20 protein-coding genes are annotated in these 21,608 nt (G+C 44.6%); 8 read left to right on the forward strand and 12 right to left on the reverse strand.

Going from position 1 to position 21,608, the window contains the following annotated elements:
* Window positions 1-15: 15 nt before the first annotated feature.
* Complete coding sequence (locus J7529_RS07720) at window positions 16-1,116, reverse strand: peptidylprolyl isomerase (RefSeq protein WP_318728505.1); 1,101 nt, start codon at window positions 1,114-1,116, stop codon at window positions 16-18.
* A gap of 244 nt (window positions 1,117-1,360) precedes the next feature.
* Between J7529_RS07720 and J7529_RS07725 the strand changes: the two genes are divergently transcribed.
* The 4 genes from J7529_RS07725 (at window position 1,361) to J7529_RS07740 (ending at window position 4,666) form a co-directional block, all read left to right on the forward strand.
* The gene (locus J7529_RS07725; protein WP_318728506.1) at window positions 1,361-2,425 is read left to right on the forward strand and encodes a bifunctional heptose 7-phosphate kinase/heptose 1-phosphate adenyltransferase; all 1,065 of its coding nucleotides are present in this window, start codon (window positions 1,361-1,363) and stop codon (window positions 2,423-2,425) included.
* A gap of 183 nt (window positions 2,426-2,608) precedes the next feature.
* Window positions 2,609-3,682 carry a dTDP-glucose 4,6-dehydratase gene (gene rfbB / locus J7529_RS07730; RefSeq protein WP_318728507.1) on the forward strand — a complete coding sequence of 358 codons (1,074 nt, stop codon included), beginning with the start codon at window positions 2,609-2,611 and terminating at the stop codon, window positions 3,680-3,682.
* A gap of 175 nt (window positions 3,683-3,857) precedes the next feature.
* Complete coding sequence (locus J7529_RS07735) at window positions 3,858-4,316, forward strand: hypothetical protein (RefSeq protein WP_318728508.1); 459 nt, start codon at window positions 3,858-3,860, stop codon at window positions 4,314-4,316.
* A 56-nt stretch (window positions 4,317-4,372) separates the two neighbouring features.
* The gene (locus J7529_RS07740) at window positions 4,373-4,666 is read left to right on the forward strand and encodes a hypothetical protein (RefSeq protein ID WP_318728509.1); all 294 of its coding nucleotides are present in this window, start codon (window positions 4,373-4,375) and stop codon (window positions 4,664-4,666) included.
* Window positions 4,667-5,091: 425 nt separating this feature from the next.
* On the opposite strand, the gene J7529_RS24645 is transcribed toward J7529_RS07740, so the two are convergent.
* The 7 genes from J7529_RS24645 to J7529_RS07770 form a co-directional block, all read right to left on the reverse strand.
* Window positions 5,092-5,202 carry a hypothetical protein gene (locus J7529_RS24645; RefSeq protein ID WP_413038835.1) on the reverse strand — a complete coding sequence of 37 codons (111 nt, stop codon included), beginning with the start codon at window positions 5,200-5,202 and terminating at the stop codon, window positions 5,092-5,094.
* Between the two features lie 85 nt (window positions 5,203-5,287).
* Window positions 5,288-5,884 (reverse strand): Uma2 family endonuclease, encoded by a 597-nt coding sequence (locus tag J7529_RS07745; RefSeq protein WP_318728510.1) that lies wholly within the window; start codon window positions 5,882-5,884, stop codon window positions 5,288-5,290.
* Between the two features lie 218 nt (window positions 5,885-6,102).
* A complete protein-coding gene (locus J7529_RS07750) occupies window positions 6,103-7,926 on the reverse strand; it encodes a macro domain-containing protein (RefSeq protein ID WP_318728511.1) in 1,824 nt (607 codons plus the stop codon).
* A 5-nt stretch (window positions 7,927-7,931) separates the two neighbouring features.
* Window positions 7,932-8,567 carry a MerR family transcriptional regulator gene (locus J7529_RS07755; RefSeq protein WP_318728512.1) on the reverse strand — a complete coding sequence of 212 codons (636 nt, stop codon included), beginning with the start codon at window positions 8,565-8,567 and terminating at the stop codon, window positions 7,932-7,934.
* A gap of 308 nt (window positions 8,568-8,875) precedes the next feature.
* Window positions 8,876-9,130 carry a NifU family protein gene (locus tag J7529_RS07760; RefSeq protein WP_271944454.1) on the reverse strand — a complete coding sequence of 85 codons (255 nt, stop codon included), beginning with the start codon at window positions 9,128-9,130 and terminating at the stop codon, window positions 8,876-8,878.
* Window positions 9,131-9,204: 74 nt separating this feature from the next.
* Complete coding sequence (locus tag J7529_RS07765) at window positions 9,205-9,891, reverse strand: DUF3386 domain-containing protein (protein ID WP_313898688.1); 687 nt, start codon at window positions 9,889-9,891, stop codon at window positions 9,205-9,207.
* A gap of 26 nt (window positions 9,892-9,917) precedes the next feature.
* Window positions 9,918-11,981, reverse strand: coding sequence for an adenylate/guanylate cyclase domain-containing protein (locus J7529_RS07770; protein ID WP_318728513.1), 2,064 nt, complete (start codon window positions 11,979-11,981; stop codon window positions 9,918-9,920).
* A 496-nt stretch (window positions 11,982-12,477) separates the two neighbouring features.
* Between J7529_RS07770 and J7529_RS07775 the strand changes: the two genes are divergently transcribed.
* Window positions 12,478-14,472 (forward strand): response regulator, encoded by a 1,995-nt coding sequence (locus J7529_RS07775; RefSeq protein ID WP_318728514.1) that lies wholly within the window; start codon window positions 12,478-12,480, stop codon window positions 14,470-14,472.
* Here the strand turns inward: J7529_RS07775 and J7529_RS07780 are convergent, their stop codons facing one another.
* A complete protein-coding gene (locus J7529_RS07780) occupies window positions 14,473-15,135 on the reverse strand; it encodes a tetratricopeptide repeat protein (RefSeq protein WP_318728515.1) in 663 nt (220 codons plus the stop codon).
* A 48-nt stretch (window positions 15,136-15,183) separates the two neighbouring features.
* Complete coding sequence (gene queA / locus J7529_RS07785) at window positions 15,184-16,308, reverse strand: tRNA preQ1(34) S-adenosylmethionine ribosyltransferase-isomerase QueA (RefSeq protein WP_318728516.1); 1,125 nt, start codon at window positions 16,306-16,308, stop codon at window positions 15,184-15,186.
* 197 nt (window positions 16,309-16,505) lie between these two features.
* Here queA and J7529_RS07790 point away from each other — a divergent pair, with 197 nt between their 5' ends.
* Both J7529_RS07790 and J7529_RS07795 read left to right on the forward strand, forming a co-directional pair.
* Window positions 16,506-16,895 (forward strand): hypothetical protein, encoded by a 390-nt coding sequence (locus tag J7529_RS07790; protein ID WP_271944527.1) that lies wholly within the window; start codon window positions 16,506-16,508, stop codon window positions 16,893-16,895.
* Between the two features lie 212 nt (window positions 16,896-17,107).
* Window positions 17,108-17,932 carry a hypothetical protein gene (locus J7529_RS07795; RefSeq protein ID WP_318728517.1) on the forward strand — a complete coding sequence of 275 codons (825 nt, stop codon included), beginning with the start codon at window positions 17,108-17,110 and terminating at the stop codon, window positions 17,930-17,932.
* A gap of 42 nt (window positions 17,933-17,974) precedes the next feature.
* Here J7529_RS07795 and J7529_RS07800 read toward each other — a convergent pair whose 3' ends face one another.
* Window positions 17,975-19,369: an adenylate/guanylate cyclase domain-containing protein gene (locus J7529_RS07800; protein ID WP_318728518.1), complete on the reverse strand. Its 1,395-nt coding sequence runs from the start codon at window positions 19,367-19,369 to the stop codon at window positions 17,975-17,977.
* Window positions 19,370-19,458: 89 nt separating this feature from the next.
* Here J7529_RS07800 and J7529_RS07805 point away from each other — a divergent pair, with 89 nt between their 5' ends.
* Complete coding sequence (locus tag J7529_RS07805; RefSeq protein WP_318728519.1) at window positions 19,459-20,358, forward strand: HpsJ family protein; 900 nt, start codon at window positions 19,459-19,461, stop codon at window positions 20,356-20,358.
* Between the two features lie 72 nt (window positions 20,359-20,430).
* On the opposite strand, the gene J7529_RS07810 is transcribed toward J7529_RS07805, so the two are convergent.
* Window positions 20,431-21,552 (reverse strand): saccharopine dehydrogenase family protein, encoded by a 1,122-nt coding sequence (locus J7529_RS07810; RefSeq protein ID WP_318728520.1) that lies wholly within the window; start codon window positions 21,550-21,552, stop codon window positions 20,431-20,433.
* Window positions 21,553-21,608 lie beyond the last annotated feature (56 nt).

Genomic DNA, 21,608 nt, shown 5'->3' on the forward strand with positions numbered 1-21,608 from the left:
AGATTCCCTATCTCCCTATCCAGGTAGGAAATTCTCCATGCCTTCAATCACTTTCATTGAAGTAATGCGATCGCCTTTTTTCAGTTCAGGTAACACGTCCTCACCGTCAACAACATAGCCAAATACTGCATACTCACCATCCAAGAGATTTAAGCCCGCAGGGGTTAATTCCGGTTCAAAGAGGAAGAAGAAAAACTGAGACGAACCTCCATTCGGATCGTTATCTGGGCGAGCCATACCTAGGGTTCCATAGGCAGAGAAGGGTAAAACTGGCTCTTCACGGTAGAGTCCAATTTCTTCTAACGTAAACTCATAGATCGGTTCAACTTCACTTTTAACTCTAATTTCTAAAGGAATTGTGCGTTCCTCTCCAGTTGCAGGGTCTACAAACCCATTTTCTGGGCCAGGAGGATCGCCAAGTTGCAACACATAGAATTCGTCCGCCCGGGTAATGGGTAAACCATCATAAAATCCCCTAGACACCAGATCCACAAAGTTTCCAGCCGTTACCGGTGCATTATAACCATCAACGACAACCGTTAAGCTTCCTTTTTCAGTTTCAATTTCTACCGTTGCTCGTCCTTTCAATTGAGGTAGGGCACTATATTCAGAGGGGACTTCATAGGGAAACCCTTGCACCATCAGATTTTCTAGAGTTTCCACCTCAGAGAGGCAACTTTTTTGGGTCTCAAAGGCGGCGGTTTTGTCTTGTTCCGCGACTTGCTCCCGAAGGATATTGAGATCGGTGCTCAATTGTTCTAGAGCTTCTTGAGCTTCAGAGCGGCGATCTTCGGCAATGCTGGCTAAAATCTTTTCACTACGGGTTGATAACAAAAAGTTGGCTTCACTGAGGCTAGAAGTCGCTGCACTCCAGCGTCTTCCCCGAATCGGAGCAATAATCGATTCAATATCCCCTTGGATCTTGAAAATGGTGTCATTATCAATGGGCAGAGCATAGCGCAGAATGGCATCGCCCTCGGTAATGGCATCTCCTCCAGGGAGGCGACTTTCTCGGTCAGGAGCCGCTTGGGTAGGGGTACTCAGTCCTACCCAACAGGTTAGGACGAGGAAAAACAGCAAGGTGGTCTTGAATAAGGACTTTAGGATATGGATCATGGAAATTTTATCTATCTTATGGCGATCGCGTCACAATTATCAGCTCTGGGTTCACCCTCAAGCTTTTGATCGAGAACTTGGGCTGTGTACGATCAGAGTCTACAACAAAGCCCCAGATCAATATAAAAATTAAAAATTAAAAATGCGTCAAAAGATGTCCCCAGTTACCCCGATCTCCGAGTTACGGGAGTTTGCCGAGGCGATCGTAGAGTAATGTAAGGTTGAACGTTCAACCCCTATTGATATGACCTTACCCGCCGACCTCATTAGGCAATTCAAACAGAGCCAAACCCGTTTAACCGATCTTATCGATCGCTTCAGCCAAGCGAAAGTGCTAGTTGTTGGTGATTTGACCCTAGATGAATTTCTCACGGGTCAAGTAGAACGGCTCTCGAGAGAAGCCCCTGTGGTGATTTTGCGCCATGAGGAAACCCGCCAAATTCCTGGAGGGGGAGCCAACGCCGTCTATAATTTGGCGAAATTGGGGGGTCAAGTTAAGGCAGTGGGTATCGTGGGGAAAGATGACCAAGGCCAGGCCCTACGGGGGATTTTTGAGGAGGTGAGCATTAATACCCAAGGAATTGTAGTCGATGAAACCCGGCCAACGGTGACCAAAACTCGCATTTCTGGCCATGCTCGTCAGTCTGTAACGCAGCAAATTGTGCGCATCGATCGCAAATCGGATCGGTTGCTAGACTTGCCTTTACAACAAGCATTAGCTCAGTATATCCAATCTCAGTTAGACCAAGTCGATGGGGTGATTTGTTCGGACTATGGCGATGGAGTCTTTCGGACTCAACCTGATGGGACGCTCTCTCCTGTAATTCCAGCCGTGTTAGGCCACCAGCGGGTGATGGTAGATGCACAGAAGGATTTGCCGCGCTATCAAGGGGTGACTTTATTTACTCCCAATTTACCGGAGGCAGAACAGGCGGTGGGTTATGCGATTAATTCTCATGAGCAGTTAATCCAAGCGGGGAAAGATTTGTTACAAATGACTCAAGCTAGTCATCTCTTGATTACTCGCGGGGATGAAGGCATGAGCTTGTTTACGCCCCAAAAAACGATGGTTCATATTCCCGCGTTTAATCGTCGCCAGGTGTTTGATGTAACTGGGGCTGGGGATACGGTAATTGCAGCCGTATCTCTGGCGTTGTGTGTGGGCGCTTCGTTCTGGGAGGCAACGGTTTTGGGTAATTTGGCGGCTTCTTTGGTCGTGCGCCAGTTTGGAACGGCAACTACTCAGGGTGAAGAGATGAAACAGGCTTTAGCGGATATGCTGGACAATGAAGCGGCTGATAGGGAATAGGGAATAGATCCCTGTGGTTGCTATAGTGATCGGGGGTGTAGGGGCGGGTTGTCCCAGATCTAGGTAACCGGCAACGGGGCAAGGGGCTTAGAGCCAATTGTTAAAAGCGTTATCCTGGAAACTAGAGATAAATCCGCCCCAATGTGCCCCATATAAGCGGTAAATTTAAGGATATTCAATCGTATGGAAAATCGTAATCCTCGTCGTCTTTTGGTCACTGGTGGTGCGGGGTTTATTGGCTCGAATTTTGTCCAATATTGGTGCGATCGCTACCCGGAAGACCACATAGTTGTATTAGATGCACTTACCTATGCGGGGAATTTGGCGAATTTAGAGCCAGTTAAGGAGCATCCTCAGTTTCGATTTGTACAAGGGGATATCGGCGATCGCTCCCTGATTGACCAACTCTTAGCCGAAGAGAGCATTGATACCGTTGCCCATTTTGCCGCCGAATCCCATGTAGACCGCTCCATCCTTGGCCCAGGGGCGTTTGTGCAAACCAATGTCATCGGCACCTTTACCCTCCTAGAAGCCTTCCGCCAGCATTATCCTACCCTACCTGACCAAAAAGGGCTATTTTTGCATGTTTCTACCGATGAAGTCTACGGGTCTTTGGGGTCCAACGATCCAGCGTTTCAAGAAACCACGCCCTATGCTCCCAACAGTCCCTATTCTGCCTCGAAAGCAGGGAGCGATCACTTAGTTCGTGCCTATTATCATACCTATAATTTACCGACTATTATTACCAATTGCTCCAATAATTATGGGCCCTATCAGTTCCCAGAAAAACTGATTCCCTTAATGGCGATCAATACTTTAATCGGCAAAAATCTACCCGTTTATGGAGATGGGCAAAATATCCGAGACTGGCTCTATGTGATTGACCATTGCAGTGCCTTAGATGTGGTTATTCATCAAGGGAAACCAGGAGAAACGTACAATGTGGGGGGGAATAATGAAGTCAAAAATATTGACTTGGTGACCATTTTATGTGATGTCATGGATGAACTCGCGCCCCAGCTTCCCGTTCGTCCCTGTCGCAACCTGATTACCTTTGTTAAAGATAGACTCGGCCACGATCGCCGCTACGCGATCGATGCCACTAAAATTAAAACCGAACTCGGTTGGCAACCCTCCGTTACCGTCGAGGAAGGATTGCGTCAAACCCTAAAATGGTACTTAGACAATCAAGAGTGGTGGCAGCCTCTCTTATCCCAAGAATATCAGGACTATTACCGCAAAGTTTACGAAGGGTAAGCTACTTTTACAGACCTTCGCTATTTTCCTGTAGGTTGGGTTGAACGCCGTCAAGCCTACCGTAAATCCAACAAATACGTTAGATTTTCAACCAGCAGATATGCACGTTTGGATAACCAACCTACACATCAAGACGACTAGAATCTATTCCCTAGCGCGAAGCGCTATAACACCCATGACTCCCTACGAAAGAATCGCCTTATGGAATCAAAAAGCGGGAAAATCTCCAGTTTCTCCCAAGGATGAAGCCTATTGGGTTTTATTAGAAAATCAGACCCAAAGAATTGAAGAAGAATTGCGTGAACTCAGGAAAGTCCTAAAGAAAAGAAACTTAGCCAAGCTCCTTGATGCCGGATGTGATTTAGATGTCGTAGTTTCGGGACTTAATTATATCTGCGGTCTAGAATATAAAAGCGCCATTGAACGAGTTTTAGACAATAATGAATTGAAAGTGGTCAAAGACCGTCAACTGGTAGAAGATTCGATTGAACCCTATCGTCAGAAAGGTATCGAAACAAAAATCGTAGAAGTTACATTAGATGGTGAGTCTTACTATTCCCTCCATCGCGTAGAAGACGATAAAATTTTGAAACTCAACAACCATACCAAGGTCGATTTATCGGATATTGTCTAAACTAATAATACGAAGGGAATATTATAAGTACAGTATCAACAAGAGAGGAGAATAAAATGATTGTAGAAAATCAAGATCTTGATCTTTTTAATTTAAACCGATTCGATTGTGTTTATAGAGGTTTTTCACTTTATGAAGGTGGAACCTATGCAATCCATGCTCGGCGCATAAGAGGTATGGGTGTAGATAAATCCAGTGAATGCATGGAAGTAAATGAAATCGAAATGTTGGATAATTTTAAAGATGAGATCACAAGAGATCGGGTTTACAATGCATTTAGGAAAGCGTGGATGAATGGTAACAAATCTTTTAGTATCCCTGAATATCTAAACTTGTTGGAGAATGATTGATTACATAGACTGGAGAAACTTGCCTCAGCTAAACTCAGGGGTGTGTCAACAAAATTCGATGTGCCTGACCAACTGAAACTGGCAGGAGTTATCCCTCTTCTATCACTTTCGGAAATCGCGATCGCTGTATCCCTTATGGAGAGAGACATGTACTGATCTGACTGGATTTTCGAGTTTCTGTTAGGAAAAACTGTCGCGATCGCCGATACTGTAAGAGTTCTAGAATTCAGTCAAGACAAGTGTTTTCCCAGTTTGATAGAAGAGGGTTATCCCATTTCTCCATGATATTACGCTTAATGAATACTCTCAGACAATTGCCTCAATAGAAATCATGAGTTGCAAACTTAAAGAGAAATGGTATTAGCTATTTTTGTCCAGGAAAATACTCCAAGAACAACCGAACCGTAGCTGATTTAACTCAAAAGTCATCGAATATCAATGGAAATGTCTGGAAAACATTGGAGTGAAACGGTTCCCTGATCGAATTTCAAGGTAGTTTGATAATCACCTTGCGCTAAGTTGAAAAAGACATACAATTGCTGATTTTGGAGATTGCAAATCCAGTATTCTTGAATACCAGATTGAGCGTAGATGTATTTCTTTTTTTCTAAGTCTTCAGAATCATTTTCGCTGCTCCAATTTCCAACTCCAGTTTTGCACGGCTCGAATCACTCGATTGTGAGGTTGAGTTTGGCGCAAAATAAGAAAATTATTTAATCGAGTGGCAGTTACCTTAGGGAAAATGTGACTAAGTTCTGATTCGATATACTCGAAGGTCTGATGCTGACAAATTACTAAACCTCGACGTTTGCTATAGCGCCAAACTTCGGGTATCTCTAAAGCAGAATAAATATCCATTCGTTGGGTTGAGGGGCTGGTCAGATCAATTTCAATGACTAAATCTGGCAGTCCGGTTTTCTCTTCCCCACCCTCTGAAGTTTCGGGGACGGAAGAATTGAAATAGAATCCACTATCTGGATCAATAGCTTGAGCCATGTCTGGACATTCTATGGTTTTCAAGCCTAAATTGTGTCCTTGGCAATGGAGTTCTTTGCTTAAGATTTGGACAATGGCAGCTAATAAGCGATTAATCTTTTCATGCACTCTAGAAGGACTTTTTAGGGAGAGAATACCTTGACTATAGGCAGTGCGAATTGTCCGGTTTTGTCCCATATCCCTAAGCATGGCTTGATAGGTTGACCAACTAATAGGGGACAAAACTATAGTCTGGGTTAGCTTTCCCTCAAAATCATTAAGGCAGAGTTCATTTAGCTCATTAGACTGTTTAAAAATCATGTCTGCGATCGGCACCCGTTGCTTGTGGCTCTATTTTATAGTGCTTTCTGCTTTGCGGACATAAACAAGTAAGAAGGAAGAGGGAATAGGAACAACCGCGTGTTCACTATTCCCTCTTCCCTAGCGCCCAGTACTATAGATTACAAAATGGCTTGATAACATTGGTAATTGCGATCGTCCCAACAGACAATAATGACTTGCTCGATTGAGGACTGTTGTTGCAAGACTTGGCTAATAGTCCGTAGGGCGATAGAGGCAGCCCAGTCTGGGGGACATCCTAACGCACCAGTGGCAATGGAAGGGAAAGAGACAGTTTTTAATCCCTTTTGTACGACTAAATTGAGAGAATTGCGGTAACAGTTAGTCAGCCGTTCTTCTTCCTGAGCGCGCCCGTTTTGCCAACCAGGGCCAACTGTGTGAATGATAACTTGGGCAGGAAGATTAAAGGCGGGAGTAATTTTAGCTTCTCCCACATCACAGGTCACGAGGGCGTTACAGGCTTGGCGTAATTCTGCCCCGGCGGCTCGGTGAATGGCGGAATCTACCCCAAATGTGCCGGTCATCAGAGGATTGGTGGCATTGACTATGGCATCGACTGCAATTTGGGTAATGTCTCCTTTAACAACTTTAATTCGTCCTTGGATCTGTTGCCAAGGTTTTGCTGCCTGTCCTGAAGTCCCTACTCTCTTTTGGCGCTCTTGTTGATATTCTTCATAGCGGGACTGTCCCCACGCCCGAGAGCGACTATGGGATTCAAAATGACTGCGCTTTTGAAATTGCTCGTATTCCCGCCGTTTCAAGTTGGTACTTAAGGATTGTAAGGACTCTGATTCTTGACTCATCGCGGTGGATGCAGGAGCTGCCTGAATGAGTTCCATTCCTTTGGCGATGGTTTGTTCGGCGAGGTCATATTGGCCCAGTCTGGCTTGCTCGGCGGCTTCGTTTTTGGCACGAGCGGCGAGGAGAGCTGCAACTTCTTGTTGTACTTCTGGGTTAAAGGGAAATTCGTTTAAGCTTTGACGGTTAATCCAGGGTAAGCTGAGGGATTGATCGATTTGTTGGCGTGTACTGGTTTCAATATCATCCCAGGAAAGGTGCAGGGTGAGGATTGAGGGGAGGGTTTGGGCGGGAACTTTGAGCCGCAGGGCAAGGGTAAAGGGATTGCCAGCAATGAGGTTAGGCAGTTGATATTGGCCGTTGGGAAGGGTTGCAAAGTCGTTGAAGATATCGAGCAGTTGTACTTGGGAGGGGAGAGTGAAGCTTAAAGTGACGTTTTTGCCCAGGGTTGCCATCAGGCCTTGCAATTCCATGGCGAAAATGTCGGGCAGTTGGTCGGGACTTTCGATGTAGTAATAGTTGCCATCGCCACTGGCAGCGATCGCCTCTAATAAACTTTCATTATAGTCATCGCCCACGCCCATTGTTGTTGTACTGACTCCTCTCTGGGCGAGTCCATGGACATCGGTGGAAATCACATCGGGGTTGGTTTCGCCCACGTTAGCAATGCCGTCTGAGAGCAAAATCACCCGGTTGAGGGAATTGGGTTTGAGATGTTGACTGACCTGTACGCCTCCTTCAATCCAACCGGCATGAAGGGCTGTTCCTCCCCCGACATTAATTTGTTCGATTTGTTGCAGGATATAGCGTTTGTTTTGTACGAGTTGACTGCGAACGGGGGTGTTGATGTGGCTCTGAAAGGTAACAACACTAACGCGATCGCTCGATTGCAATTGATTGACGGCATAGGCAGCCGCTTGTTTGGTGAAGGTGATTTTGTTCCGATCTGCCATGGAACCGGAGCGATCTAGCACTAAGCTGAGATTGATGGGGGGCCGTTCGGAGGTCACTTGGGGGGCAGGAGGGGTAAGGCGGATTAAAACATCTAAGGTGGTGGGGATTTCTGTGCATAAAGCTGCACGTAGGGGGATAAATTCGATCGCCGGTTGCATAAAAACTCTCTCCAAAGCAATTAGGGGTAACGCAGAGCTAAGAGGGCCTGGGCGATCGCCTGCACCAGGTTTTCCTGCTCTTGGGGGCTGGTGGGTAAGGTGACATCTGAGCGCAGATGAATTTCTAAACCCGGTAAAATTTCTAGGTGTTTCCAGTCTTCTGGGGCTGATTGTGTTGCCTCGGAAACCCGTGTGATTTTTTGACTAGGGGGACTGAGGTTCCGTTGGTTCGGAGGGGAGGCTTCTGGCGATCGCTCTTTCACTTGTTGCAGAAAGGCTAAAGCCGGATTTGCTGGTTCTAAGGATAGTTGAATTCCTCCCTGTAACAGGGACTCTAACTCAGTATTTGTTTTTGCTACTACAAACGATTGCATGGCACTAATGCCGAATCCCTCACTGAGTAATCGTCTGATTAACAACATCTGTAACAGATGGCGGTAAGTATAGCTGGCTCTCCTCCCCTGTTTTAATGGCTCATCCAGTAATCCTTGGCTGGCATAATGACGTACTAAACGAGGGTTGACCTCTTCACGCGATCGCCGAGACTGGGATTTTTGATCTGGTAAGAATTGAGGCAACAACTCATTTAACACCTGAGCAAATTCCTCCAGAGACCAGAGGGGCTGCTCTCGTGAAAGCTGTTGCAATGTTTTCATAGTTCAAGTCTAACAATTACAATCAAAATTGTCAATATCAAAATAAAATGCAAAAATAAACAAGGGGCTTAAGCCCTTTGCCCCTGACCTATTCCCTAGCGCGCAGCGCTATACTCCATAACAGCACACAGTGCTCTCACTTACTGGAGTGTGAAAAAATGGGTTAGCCCCTTGGCCAACCCATCTTCGGAATATAGAGCAAGCAGTAGCAGCTCAGGTATAAGTTAGGTTATCGATGGTCAGTAATGGCTGAAATTGACTTGCACAGAGGTTGATAACCTCCAATAACCCATTACCAGCGCAGTGCGCTAGAGAACCTGTTCAACTTCAGCAATTTCTGGAATAAATTCGCGCAAACGACGCTCAATTCCCATTTTCAGGGTCATTGCCGAACTCGGACAAGATCCACAAGCACCTTGTAAACGCAGTTTCACAATGGGGCCATCAATTTCTTCGAGCGCTACATTCCCCCCATCAGCCATCAGGTAAGGACGGAGGTCATCTAAAACAGCTTCTACATTGTCCGGGGTTAATTCCAGGGGAGGGGTTAAAGTGCTAGACATAGGTTTGATTCACCACAATGGACATAAAATTCCTTAAATTATCTTAACTCGATTCTTGCAATTCAGCGATCGCCCTAAACCACACTTGGCTCTAACAGTTTAATCTTAGAGTACGTAAACTGGGTAGTCACTTTTTCATCTGGGCGTTCCGTATGCAAAGTTTGATGGGTAAGCAAAAAATAATCCCCAACCAGTTGATAGCGGTCTTCAAACTGCACCTGCTGGATCATCTCCTCTGTCTCCGTATTACGGAACACGGCCTCATAGCGGGTGGGTAGATATCCCTCTCCCGTATCCAAAGTTTCATGGGTATCAATATAAAACGTCATTTGACCGACCACCCGTTGCACATAGCAAATCACGCGATCGCGCACTCTATATTCTGAACCCATCGCTGCACCAGAAACCTGGATTCCTACTGCACCGCAATCATCCGTTTCACCCAGAGTAAAGCTATTTTTCCCATGGGTCTCCTCAAAAGCTCTACGCTTACGGTGAGTAACCACATCCTTAAGTTGGGTTTCTACCGATTTTTTCACCATCTCATTCTCAATACCAGAGATTTCAATAGTTAGATCTTGGTTAATCTGAATGGAACCACTATAGATTTCATTGCCTTGTTCAATATCAATCTCAGCACTCATTCCCGGAAACTCGTCATCCCAGGTATAACGATTTTCATAAGCGCTTTGGAAAAGGTCACGAGCGTTGGTGGTTTGAGTCATTTTCGCTACAATTTGATTCGTATCGTAATTTTGCACATATCCCGATCTTAATCCCTAATGGCTCAGATTCTCCCGACTCCTTCCAACCAATAGGTTTTCATCTTCCCCTTGCCTTTGACCGAAATGATTCCCCGTTCTTCAAACTCAAACTGGTCTTTAAGACTCTGATAAAATTGCTCACTGACTTGAATTTTTCCCGGCATCCCCGAAGACTCCATCCGTGAAGCCACATTCACCGTATCGCCCCATAAATCATAACTAAACTTGCGCACACCAATCACTCCTGCAACCACTGGGCCGGTATGAAGACCAATACGAATTTGTAGACATTCTCCATTCTCTAAACAAAATTGTTGCATACTCTCCTGCATTTCTAAGGCCATCGCTGCCATCGCTGCTTGATGCTCACGTTGGGGAACAGGTAGACCTCCAACCACCATATACGCATCACCAATGGTTTTAATTTTTTCTAATCCATGTTTTTCGACTAAATAATCAAAGCTAGAGAACAGTTCATTGAGCCAAGTGACCAAGTTAATGGGAGCCATGCGGGAAGATAAAGAGGTAAAGCCGACAATATCAGAAAATAGGATCGTCACCGATTCAAAATGTTCAGCGATCGCCTGAGCTTCTTGCTTGAGCTGTTTGGCGATCGCCTCTGGCAGAATATTCAACAACAGCGTTTCCGATTTTTCCTGCTCTCGACGTAAATCAGCAGTTCTCTCTTCTACCCGTAACTCCAATTCCTCATTACTCTTTTCTAGAGCTGTAAACGACTCTTGGAGCTGATTAGCCATTTGATTAAACGATTCAGCTAAAATTTTCAATTCAGCTACACCTTTCACCGCTACATTTTGAGCTAAACTTTCATGAGTCCAGCGTGTCAGAGCCGCACTCGCTAACCGACGACTCCCATCACTTAACTGCATAATCGGATCGGTGATCCACTTCGCCGTTATCCATCCAAAGCAGGTCGCCACGAATAGAGCAACCAGACAGAGGGCGATCGTCCGTTGAGTGTTCTTTTTGATTTGTCCCATAAAATCAGATTCTGGAACTATGACCACAATTAACCAATCTAGATTCTGTCCTTGACTAAAGGGAACAACTTGTAAAAAATAACGCTCTCTATCAAGATTAAACTCTAAATTAAACGCCTCTTTGATTTTCTCAAAATCTCCAAAACGATCATACAAATATAGGGCTGTTTTTTGAATTACCCTATTCTCTATCTCAACGGCTGGCAATCGCTCTACCGTATCTGGTTTAATCATAAAAGGTAGATCTTCAGTAGAAGTTGCCACCAAAAAACCAGAACGATCCATGATAAACGTTTTTCCCGATTCACCAATTCTAATCGCTTGCAAAAAATTACGAATATGCGATAACACAAAGTCTACCCCTAACACTCCCCACAATTCTCCCGACTCTTGAAATACCGGTTCAGCTAGGGTTATTTTCAACCTCGGTTCCTTAAAATCGGCATAAATATCACTCCAAGTTGCCTCCTGAGCCTCTACTGCTTTTTTGTACCAAGGACGCACCCTCGGATCGTAAGTATTTCCCTTTTCTAGAAGTTCAGTTGGATTTCCTCGATCATCTGTCGCATAACTATAAAAATGAAAATCTGTCTCTTCACCAGATATTCCCACTTGCCAAGTTTGATCGTTCTGAAATCCTAAACCCGTGAATGCTCCCTCTACTGTGCCAAAATAAATCGCTGAAACTTCAATCGGATCGAACAAATTTCTCTGTCGCCAAAAGGTACGAGTTAAACGAGATGGATCTTGTGTATCTAATTGTCCTAATTCTAAGCTGTTTGTATTCACTTGGGCAACGATCCGAGGCACTTCTAGATAATCATCCAAATGTTGCCTAATCCTAGCACTGGCTTCATCTCGAAGTTGTAATGTCACTGCCCGCACCGCTTGTTGACCATTGCGTAAAGATAACCATCCCGTTAATCCCACTGCTCCCACAATTTGTACAATAAAGGGAATGACTAAGAGTAATCTCAGGGGAATATCTTGAGAGCAATTCAGCGATTGAAGTCTAGAAATTTCACTATTTCTTTCAGGATCTAACGACTTATTTTGTAAGGATTCATTCTCTTCAATCTCTGTCATACTTGTGTCCTTCAGCTTGAGATTGGTCTCCACCATGGATTATTGATAATGGTTAATAATTGTAAGCTTGATGAACCCTCAGTGTCACTCTCTACCCATGGGTAGAGAGTAGTCTAACTCTTATTATAACGCTTTCCCTTATCCGACCTAATATTATCCTAGTGACTAACTGTCCATTTTGAACCTTTTGGATTCAGTGTCATAAAACTTTACAAGTTTAATGAATCACGTGAGTCAACACCAGGATTTTTACGAATAACCAGTATCAATCGCTAAAGCACAGTCCTTTATACAACAATATATACAGATAGATAGAGTATGATGAACGGAGTAGTCAATCTATTTTTCATGTATTATAAAGTATCAGACTCATCTCTCAACCCTGTACACGGGGGAGCAGAACCATAGTGATTGACTGTTGTGATCATATCTGTTTTGACCTAATATTTAGATATAGTCTTGATATCGTGAGTTTAGACAAGATTGATATACTCTAATGCATTTCTTTCCCCATAGTCACAATGCTTTACAAGAGATCGTTATTCTAATTGTAGATGATAATCCAACGAACTTAAAAGTTTTATCGGATACTCTCAAAGATTTAGGATGGGAAATTTTAGTAGCCGTTGATGGAGAAAGTGCGATTGAACAAGTGGAATATGCCAAGCCTGATTTAATTCTTTTAGATGTGATGATGCCAGGCATTGATGGTTTTGAAACCTGTCGTCGCCTTAAGTCTTCTCCTTCAACTCAAGATATTCCTATTATTTTTACGACTGCATTAGGAGAAATTGAGGATAAGATGCAGGGTTTTGCTCTGGGTGCAGTGGATTATATCACGAAACCTTTTCGTCAAGAAGAAGTATTGGCTCGGATTAAAGTTCATCTAAAACTACGATTATTAAATCAGAGTTTAGTGAAAAAAAACCAACAGCTTTACCATGAGATTGAAGAAAGGAGGCTGGCAGAAGTCGCTTTAAAAAAAATTACAGAAGAACTTGAAAGTCGAGTTCACTCTCGCACCTTGGAATTGCAAATTGCTAAAGAAGAGGCCGAACAAGCCAATTGTGCTAAAAGTGAATTCTTAGCCCGTATGAGCCATGAACTAAGGACTCCACTCAATGCCATTCTAGGGTTCGCACAGATTTTAAAAAAAGAAAATATAACGTCTGAAGATCGCAATCAATATTTAGAGGTAATTCTTCACAGTGGTCAACAATTGTTGAAGTTGATTAATGATATTCTGGAATTATCTAGAATTGAAGCAGGGAAATCAGAAATTTATGAGGTCAACATTGACTTATATAAATTCCTTAAAAGTATTGATAAAATGTTGTCTCTCAAGGCTCGATCGAAACACTTGAATTTAATATTTGCTCCTCTGGATAATGTCGATCAATTTTTGAAGACTGATGAAGGAAAACTAAGACAGATCTTGATTAATTTAATTGATAATTCGATTAAGTTTACAGAACAAGGGTGGATTAAAGTGGAAGTTGACCAATACTGTCCAGATGAAGACCCAGAAAGTGAGCAAGAAAATAGGTGTCTGATGTTTAAAATACAAGATACTGGTATAGGAATTTCTCCAGATGATCTAGAAAATTTGTTTGATGTATTTTTTCAGGTTAATCAGAGTATAAAACTGAATCAAGGTACAGGACTAGGTTTACCGATTACTCGTGAATTTATAAAGTTGATGGGTGGAGATATTTGGGTAAGTAGCGCCTTGGGTGAAGGAACCGTATTTGAGTTTTATATTCCAGTCAAAGTTGCTGATCCTGAAAGTCAAAGTTCACTCCAGAAAAATCGAAAAATCATCGGTATTGCTAAAGGCCAACCCATGTATAAGATTTTGGTGGTTGAGGATCATTGGCCGAATCGGATATTGCTCGTAAATTTATTAAAACGAGTTGGGTTTGAAGTCCAGGAAGCGGTGAATGGACTCGAAGCTATTGAGATTTGGAAAACTAGGCATTCGGATTTGATCTGGATGGATATGCGAATGCCGGTGATGGATGGATATGAAGCAACTGAAAAAATTAAGTCGTTTCCAGGGGGGAAATCAACGGTGATTATTGCCTTAAGTGCGCATGCTTTTGTCCAGGATAAAGAAAAGATGTTAGCCAGTGGTTGTGATGATTATTTGAGTAAACCGTTTGATGAAGTAGAGTTGCTGGAAAAGATGGCTCGTTATCTTGATATTGAGTATGTTTATGAAGAAGAAAAAGGGATCGGTGAGGATGATTTACGGTTAGCTAGAGAAGCGATCGCCCTTACCCCCGATCGCCTCACCCCCCTGCCTAAATCCTGGCTCGATCGCCTACATCAAGCCGCCACTGAAGCAGACAGCGACTTGCTCCTGGCTTTAATTACTGAAATTGAAGAAGGAGATCGCCCTCTCGCTCATACTTTAACGACTCTAGTCAAGAACTTTGACTTCGAGACCATTACTGAAGTTACCGAGGCGATCGCCAACTCAGACCATTAATCACTCATTATTGGGTAAATGCTGTAAATATCCCTCAATCCTCTCCGCTTGCCCTAAATTCCCCTGTTGTTGAAACAATGTATAGGCCCTCTCCAAACTTGCCAGAGCTTGAGGAATTTGCTCTTGCTGATGCAAGACTACCCCCAAATTGGCATACGCTTGGGCAAACTCTGGATTGATCCGAATTGCCTGATTCCACGCAGCGATCGCCCCCTCAAACTCCTCAACCAACGCCAAAGCATTGGCCAGATTGTAATACGCTTTGTCATAATTGGGCTGCACTTGAACCGCCCGTTCATACTTCTCAATCGCTTGGTTAATCTGATTTTGACCAATCAAAACATTACCCCAATTAAAATAAGCCTCCCCCAACCCCGGATCGACCCGCAACGCCTGCTGATAGGCGGAGATCGCCTCCTCTCGATCTCCGAGATCTGTCAAGGCAACCCCCAAATTCACATACACCTGGGCCAACTGGGGATTTAAGCGCAAAGCCTCCCGATATTGGGCGATCGCTTCCTCCAATAACCCCTCTTGCTGCAAGACCACCCCAAAGCGATAAAACTCATCTGCGCTCGGCTCCTCGGCGGATGAGAGCGCTGGAAAACCCATAACCAGGGCGATCGCCACTACCGTTCCCCAAACCACACCATTAGTATTCATTATTATATTGCTCTCCAATTTGAACTGAACTGATGTTCTTGTTCAGGCTCAGAACCGAGCTTCCGGTAAGATCAGCATCGCATCGCCAAATGAATAAAAGCGATAGTCCTCGGCGATCGCCTCCTGATACAACTGTATTAGTCGCGATCGGCCCACCAAAGCACTCACCAGCATCAACAAACTCGAACGAGGCAAATGGAAATTTGTAATTAATCCCTCAACCACCTGCCACTCATACCCTGGATAAATAAATAAATCCGTCTTGCCATAAAATCCCGCTCCTACGGAATTCGGATCTAGCGAATCCTGGGACTTCCACCAATGAGCCGCTCCTTCCAACGCTCTCACTGAGGTTGTGCCCACCGAAATGACTCGTCCACCCCGCTTTTGAGTCTCCCGTACTTTCTGCCAAGTCTCCCCAGAGACCTCCAACCACTCCTGATGCATCTCATGGGTGCGAATATCTTTCACCTCCACCGGGCGAAACGTCCCTACCCCCACATGCAACGTCACCATTGCCCGCTCAATTCCCAAATCCTCCAACTCCTCCAAGAGCCGAGGCGTAAAATGTAGCCCCGCAGTCGGCGCAGCCACCGAACCTGCTGCCTGTGCATACACCGTCTGATACTGATCCGCCTCTGCCTGCGTATCCGTCACATAAGGGGGAAACGGCACATGACCATAATCATCCAACAGATCCTGTAACTCTTGATCTCCAGATAACTCAAACTCCAAAAACCGCCCCCCAGTCGCCTCATCCGTCCCTCGAATCTTTGCCTTTAATGGGGGCAAATCTTCACCGCCATGGGCAGAAAACTCAACCACAGCCCCCGGTTTCAACCGTCGTCCCGGCTTCACCAGTGCCAACCATACATGACGCTCCACTCTCTCCAGCAGCAGCGCCTCCATCTCCATCCCCGTAGACTTATACCCATACAACCGCGCCGGAATCACACGAGTATCATTCATTACCAATAAATCCTCGCGCCGCAACCATTGGGGCAACTCGCGAAACACTCCATGATGACATCCTGCGGATGAATCTACCACCAACAACCGCGAACTATCTCTAGGAGTAACTGGATTTTGGGCAATACACTCCTCTGGGAGAACGTAATCATACGCATCCAAATCATAATCCTGATCATCCCTTAATTCGCGCTCTCGATCCATCACTCAATTCCAATCAACACTCTTCAAGATACCCCATTCTCCGTGTCTCCGTGCCCAGTGTCCCCCATCTCCCCACTCCCCCACCAAAATTGGGGGAATCTACCCAGATCATATCGGGGAACCTTCCCCTACTCATGATCTCCGCTATCCAGAGACAATGGAACTGTAGCATTTGCCAGGTGACTGAAGGAAAATTTATGGACTATCTTTACTACCTCGCGAATGCCAGCTTAACCCTCCGGATTATTGAATATCTAAACCTTTTACCTCAATTTCAGGTCGATTTTGTTACCGTTATTCATCAAATTGATGGTTGGGTCGTCCGGATCAAGCTGGCCCGAGAACTCAATTCACAAGAAGCGGGTAACTTCCGTGCCGTCCTGAACGAATTAGGATTTGCATATCAACCAGAGATTCGTGTGCAAATGGCCCTATGGAGTCTAGAAACCGGTCAATCCCCCACCCATGTCATGCGTCGCTACCAAGTAGCAGTCGTATCCCATGGAAGACCCAATCGCATCGAAATAGAAACTTTTCGCAAACAATTTGTGATGGGACTAGGATACTGTCCAGAAACTTTAGCCTAATTCCTAACCTATCAATAACCTCGTCAAGCTATAATGCAGCCAGCGATGAAGAAGACCTGATTGATTATTTTGGATCTGTCCTCCGAATCATTTACCTAGAAGCAATTTTAAGAGATTCGTGAGAGGGATTGACACACTTCAGGGAGACTACTGCTATAATCTTCTAGGCGTACGCCATAACCATAGCTATTTAACGTGAGGAGTGATTGATTATGGGAATCATACCTACTGTATTAACCAACGACCCTTTTGGAGTTAATGGTTTATCTCGAACTGTTGCGACCCCTTTCGGTACAAATACACAACCAGTGAATGATTTTGTGAGTCTGGGGGCTAATTTTGCCACCGGTCCTGGTGGACTCTGGATGCTTAATGGAAATGATACCGTGATTGGTGGTGTCGGTAACCAACGAATTCTAGGGAACGCAGGCAATGATTGGCTTAATGGCGGCAATAATCAAGATAAACTTGCTGGTGGCCAAGGAAATGACCGTCTAATTGGTGCTTCTGGTAGAGACTTGCTTCTCGGCAATCTAGGTAACGATAACCTGTCGGGGAATCAAGATGAGGATACCCTACGAGGTGGTCGAGGAAATGACGAGCTTAATGGTGGTGCTGGTGACGACTGGCTTTTCGGTGACTTTGGTAGAGATCAGTTAACCGGAGGAGCAGGGTCCGATACTTTTGTTATTCGTAGCAATGGATTTGATACAGTGATTGGAGGAGTGCCCAACAGCACAGTCGATCCAGCTAACCCCCTGAATGCTGATGTGATTACTGATTTCAATCCTCAACAAGATAAGATAGGTCTAGACAGTGGTCTAGTCTATGCTAACTTGAGATTCGATACCGGCCAGAACATTGTTGGAGGAACCGCTAACGATACAATTATTTTCAACAACTTGAACAACCAGGTTCTGGCAGTCCTTCAAGACTATAATTTGGGTGTCGATAGGTTTGATGTCCAGACACTCACTCCATTCCAGCGAAATCTGGGATCTGATTTCTTTGGCCGCTTTGTTGATGGCACAGTCTAATTATTCCCTAATTTAATTTTTGTCAGCGGCTATCCTATTAATTTAGGGTAGCCCTTTTTGTTGCAGTTTACCGATTAAAAAATAGGTTTTCAGTGCACCTTTGCCTTTGATAGGAATTTCTCCCCGCTCTTGAAAATGATATTTTCCCTGGAGTTTTTCATAGGTAGATTGACTGACCTGAATCATGCCAGGAAGACCATGGGATTCCATACGACTCGCTGTATTGACAGCATCTCCCCACAAGTCATAACTAAATTTTTTTGTACCGATCACTCCAGCAACAACTGGCCCAGTATTGATGCCAATGCGGATCTTAAATTGTTCTTGAGATTGGTGATTAAATTGCTTGATCGCCTCTTGCATCTCTAAGGCCATATTAGCAATAGCCTCTGCATGATCGGATCGCTCTATGGGAATTCCCCCAGCGACCATGTAAGCATCACCGATAGTCTTTATTTTCTCTAGATGATACTTTTGAGTCAGAGCATCGAACTGAGAAAAAATTTGATTGAGAAACCCGACTAATTCAGACGGTGAAAACCGCTCGGCCAGTTGGGTAAACCCCACTAAGTCAGCAAACAGGATGGTAACTTCAGCAAAACCATTGGCAATAGTCGAGTGGCCATTTCTCAATTCAGAGGCGATCGCCTGGGGTAAAATGTTGAGCAATAAGCGCTCTGATTTTTCTTGCTCCTGATACACTCGAACAAACATTTGATGAAAGGCTTGCATGACTGCGCCTAATTCATCAGAGCGTTGGCTAGAAGAAAAAGAATAAAATTGAAGATTAACAGGGTGATGATCCGGATTCGATAAGGCTTCTCCTGCGGCAATCAAATCATCTCTCAGGCGTAGAATAGGAATAATGACAGTTATCCCTAAAACCAATAAGGTTGAGGATGTGACTACGATCGCGATAATGATCACTAATCCCAGGATTCGCCATTTATAGGCATTGAGCAAGGGTTGAATCCGTTCAGCATTGTGGCGAGCAACCAAAGTATACTCAATGCCTAAATAGTCTCCAGACCAAGCCACATCATAGCGCAGTCCATTCCAGTTACGATCGCGGACAATGTCCGCCTGTTGGGTTTGCTTAAAGGAAATTTCGGGTGACTCGCCAAACTCAGAAATGGCTTTTCCAGTGCGATCGTAAATGGTAACTCCCACAATAATCGAATCTTCTGTTATCGTTTTTAGCTTTTGATAAAACTCTGGATCGTTATCCATTCCCAGTGAGCTTAAACGGACAATAGAATCAATAACCGCTGAAGAGACTTCTTCAAGTTGCATTAACTCCTGTTGTTCTTGCCGAGAATAGGACGGAATTAAAATAAGCCCTTCGATCGCCATTAAACTTACAAACACCCAACCCGCAATCTTACGGGATAACTGGGCGCTCAATAGGTTGACTAGGGTGGAAAACTGAATAGACATCCATCAGATCCTAAGAGTACAAGCTCAGAGATCTCTACATCAGAGATCCTTATTTATCATGATGTCACCCAAAGTTAAATGACTGCTGAATGGATGCAGATGTAGAGGAGAATTCAGGATCAGCTACCATAAGTCTAGAGCAACCTCAGTGTATCTTATCGGTTCTAGAAGCCTTTCACCCTCAGTCATCCATTGCTATTCCTATGCTAGAGCAACAACCCAAGCCCAATCCCCCAACTCAGAAATTAGCTCCTCCCTGGTTCCAAGATCCTCTCCATCCCAAGGATTCAGGATTGTTTCTTTCTGAAGCTGTTTTTAACCGCACGCTTGTGCTACTTCCTATGGTAGGGTACACGCTCTTGGGTTTAACAGTGATTAATACAATTATTCTGTTTATTCCTTTCCAACCCTTCAATCCGGTTTGGGTATTGGAGACGATGGGACATTTGGTTGAGGGATGCTGGTTTCCTTTATTGGGATTGGTGTGTATTCTTTATGGTCGCTGGGGTTATGTGGATCGTTGGGAGTTAAGGTTATGGCGTTTTTTATCTCGGATGATGTTGTTGGTGGGTTTGGGTTATTTATTGATGGTTCCTGTGGGAATTCGTCAAACTTGGAAAATCGAGGGGATGAATCAGGCTCAGTTACAGTCCCAACTCCTTGAACACCATCAGGTTTTTGCCGATGCTCAGGAGCGTCTTCAACAAAGCCAATCCATCGAAGATTTAAATGAATTAAGGGTTTGGATATTTCCGAATCGGGTCTTGCCTATCCGTGATAATCCCCAAGAATTTAAGAAACAATTACAGCAGGATTTGGTACAAACCCAACGGGCATGGGAGGGGCAATTGAGAAGTCAGAGGAGAGCACAACGGTTGACACTGATGAAAAAGTCGGTTAAGTGGAATTTGGGGGCAATTGTAGGGGGGGTGGCATTTTTGTGGCTTTGGAATAAGACTCGTTGGAGCCGTCATGTGCGATTGCGTTGAAATGGGTAATGGGTCTAAAAGAATGATTTGTAGGGGCAAAAAAATTTTTGCCCCTACAGTTGATAAAATGCTCTAAAGATCTCTCCAAGTGTTTTGGAAATCTAGATTGCTAGCGCGATAAAACTCCGTTTCACTTCGCGATCGCATCATCTCGACGAAGTCGTCTGAGCTGATGGCTTGTTCAACGGGCCAAACCCCTGGTTTTTTCAGTTTTCCCTGCCAAATCCATTCAGCTAAGGTTCCTGTGCCCCATCCGGCAGCGATCGCTGTATGAGGATGGTAAAATCGGCTTTGATATTGGGCCGGTTTACCCTGGCGCTCTCCTTCCACTTCGACAATCATGACAATACCGACACCAGAGAAGCGATCGCTAACTTGGGTCATGCGATAACTAATTTGGGAGAGTCCTTCAATGACCCAAGGATGATTAATCCAAGATTCGGGTAATTTAGTCATCAGAGCCGTTAAACGGTTGTAAATATCGGGTGCAGAGCCGAATTTAGTAATCACATTCTTTACGGGGAAACTTTCCGCTAATGTCCAAGCTTCGGGGACATCGTACCAATAGACTCCCAGGCGATCGAATGGGGGACCAAAGTCAATAATTTGGCGATCGCTGTAGGGGGCGATCGTTTGCCATTGTCCCCCTATCCAGGCTAAAAACGGATGTTGCAGGCCTAAAAATGTTGTTCGCATCACCGTTATTCCTGCGCCTCCAGACCCTCCTACGGCATAATATAGGCGAATCGTTTCTACTCGATCAAATGGGTCTACCGCTTGCCGTACCATGCCATTAGAAATGCCCGGAAAAACTCCCGTATTGACAATGGCAGTAATTCCCGCTTCTTGAGCTGCGGGGGCTAAGGCCAATGCTTTTTGGGTAAATGAGCGATGATCGCTAACATCCAGATAATCCACCCCTTGCTCAATACAATTCTTGAGAACCCTAGCGTCCCGATGGTGAAACGGCCCAGCGCAATGAATTACCAGTTGACTTTCGGCGATCGCCTCTTTGAGCTGCTCCCGGTTCCCTAAATCAAGAGCCAAAAATTGCCCAATGAAATCCCAATCATGCCTCGGACGCTGACGACCTGTAACTACAATCTTTGCCCCCATACGCCCTTGTAAATCTTGGGCCACATGATGACCAATTCTTCCGGTTCCTCCCACAATTAAGATTTGATCTTTAGCCAACGTCTTTACCTCAATTCGTTATGAAATCCTGACTCTTTCCCAAGAAATGGTTTTAA

The organism is Roseofilum sp. Guam (assembly GCF_017746735.1).
Lineage (GTDB): Bacteria > Cyanobacteriota > Cyanobacteriia > Cyanobacteriales > Desertifilaceae > Roseofilum > Roseofilum reptotaenium.

Excerpts from the sequence above, each read along its gene's own strand:
- J7529_RS07720 (WP_318728505.1), bottom strand. The coding sequence starts at position 1,116 with ATGATCCATATCCTAAAGTCCTTATTCAAGACCACCTTGCTGTTTTTC.
- J7529_RS07725 (WP_318728506.1), top strand. The coding sequence starts at position 1,361 with ATGACCTTACCCGCCGACCTCATTAGGCAATTCAAACAGAGCCAAACC.
- rfbB (WP_318728507.1), top strand. The coding sequence starts at position 2,609 with ATGGAAAATCGTAATCCTCGTCGTCTTTTGGTCACTGGTGGTGCGGGG.
- J7529_RS07735 (WP_318728508.1), top strand. The coding sequence starts at position 3,858 with ATGACTCCCTACGAAAGAATCGCCTTATGGAATCAAAAAGCGGGAAAA.
- J7529_RS07740 (WP_318728509.1), top strand. The coding sequence starts at position 4,373 with ATGATTGTAGAAAATCAAGATCTTGATCTTTTTAATTTAAACCGATTC.
- J7529_RS07755 (WP_318728512.1), bottom strand. The coding sequence starts at position 8,567 with ATGAAAACATTGCAACAGCTTTCACGAGAGCAGCCCCTCTGGTCTCTG.
- J7529_RS07760 (WP_271944454.1), bottom strand. The coding sequence starts at position 9,130 with ATGTCTAGCACTTTAACCCCTCCCCTGGAATTAACCCCGGACAATGTA.
- J7529_RS07770 (WP_318728513.1), bottom strand. The coding sequence starts at position 11,981 with ATGACAGAGATTGAAGAGAATGAATCCTTACAAAATAAGTCGTTAGAT.
- J7529_RS07775 (WP_318728514.1), top strand. The coding sequence starts at position 12,478 with ATGCATTTCTTTCCCCATAGTCACAATGCTTTACAAGAGATCGTTATT.
- J7529_RS07780 (WP_318728515.1), bottom strand. The coding sequence starts at position 15,135 with ATGAATACTAATGGTGTGGTTTGGGGAACGGTAGTGGCGATCGCCCTG.
- queA (WP_318728516.1), bottom strand. The coding sequence starts at position 16,308 with ATGGATCGAGAGCGCGAATTAAGGGATGATCAGGATTATGATTTGGAT.
- J7529_RS07790 (WP_271944527.1), top strand. The coding sequence starts at position 16,506 with ATGGACTATCTTTACTACCTCGCGAATGCCAGCTTAACCCTCCGGATT.
- J7529_RS07795 (WP_318728517.1), top strand. The coding sequence starts at position 17,108 with ATGGGAATCATACCTACTGTATTAACCAACGACCCTTTTGGAGTTAAT.
- J7529_RS07800 (WP_318728518.1), bottom strand. The coding sequence starts at position 19,369 with ATGTCTATTCAGTTTTCCACCCTAGTCAACCTATTGAGCGCCCAGTTA.
- J7529_RS07805 (WP_318728519.1), top strand. The coding sequence starts at position 19,459 with ATGGATGCAGATGTAGAGGAGAATTCAGGATCAGCTACCATAAGTCTA.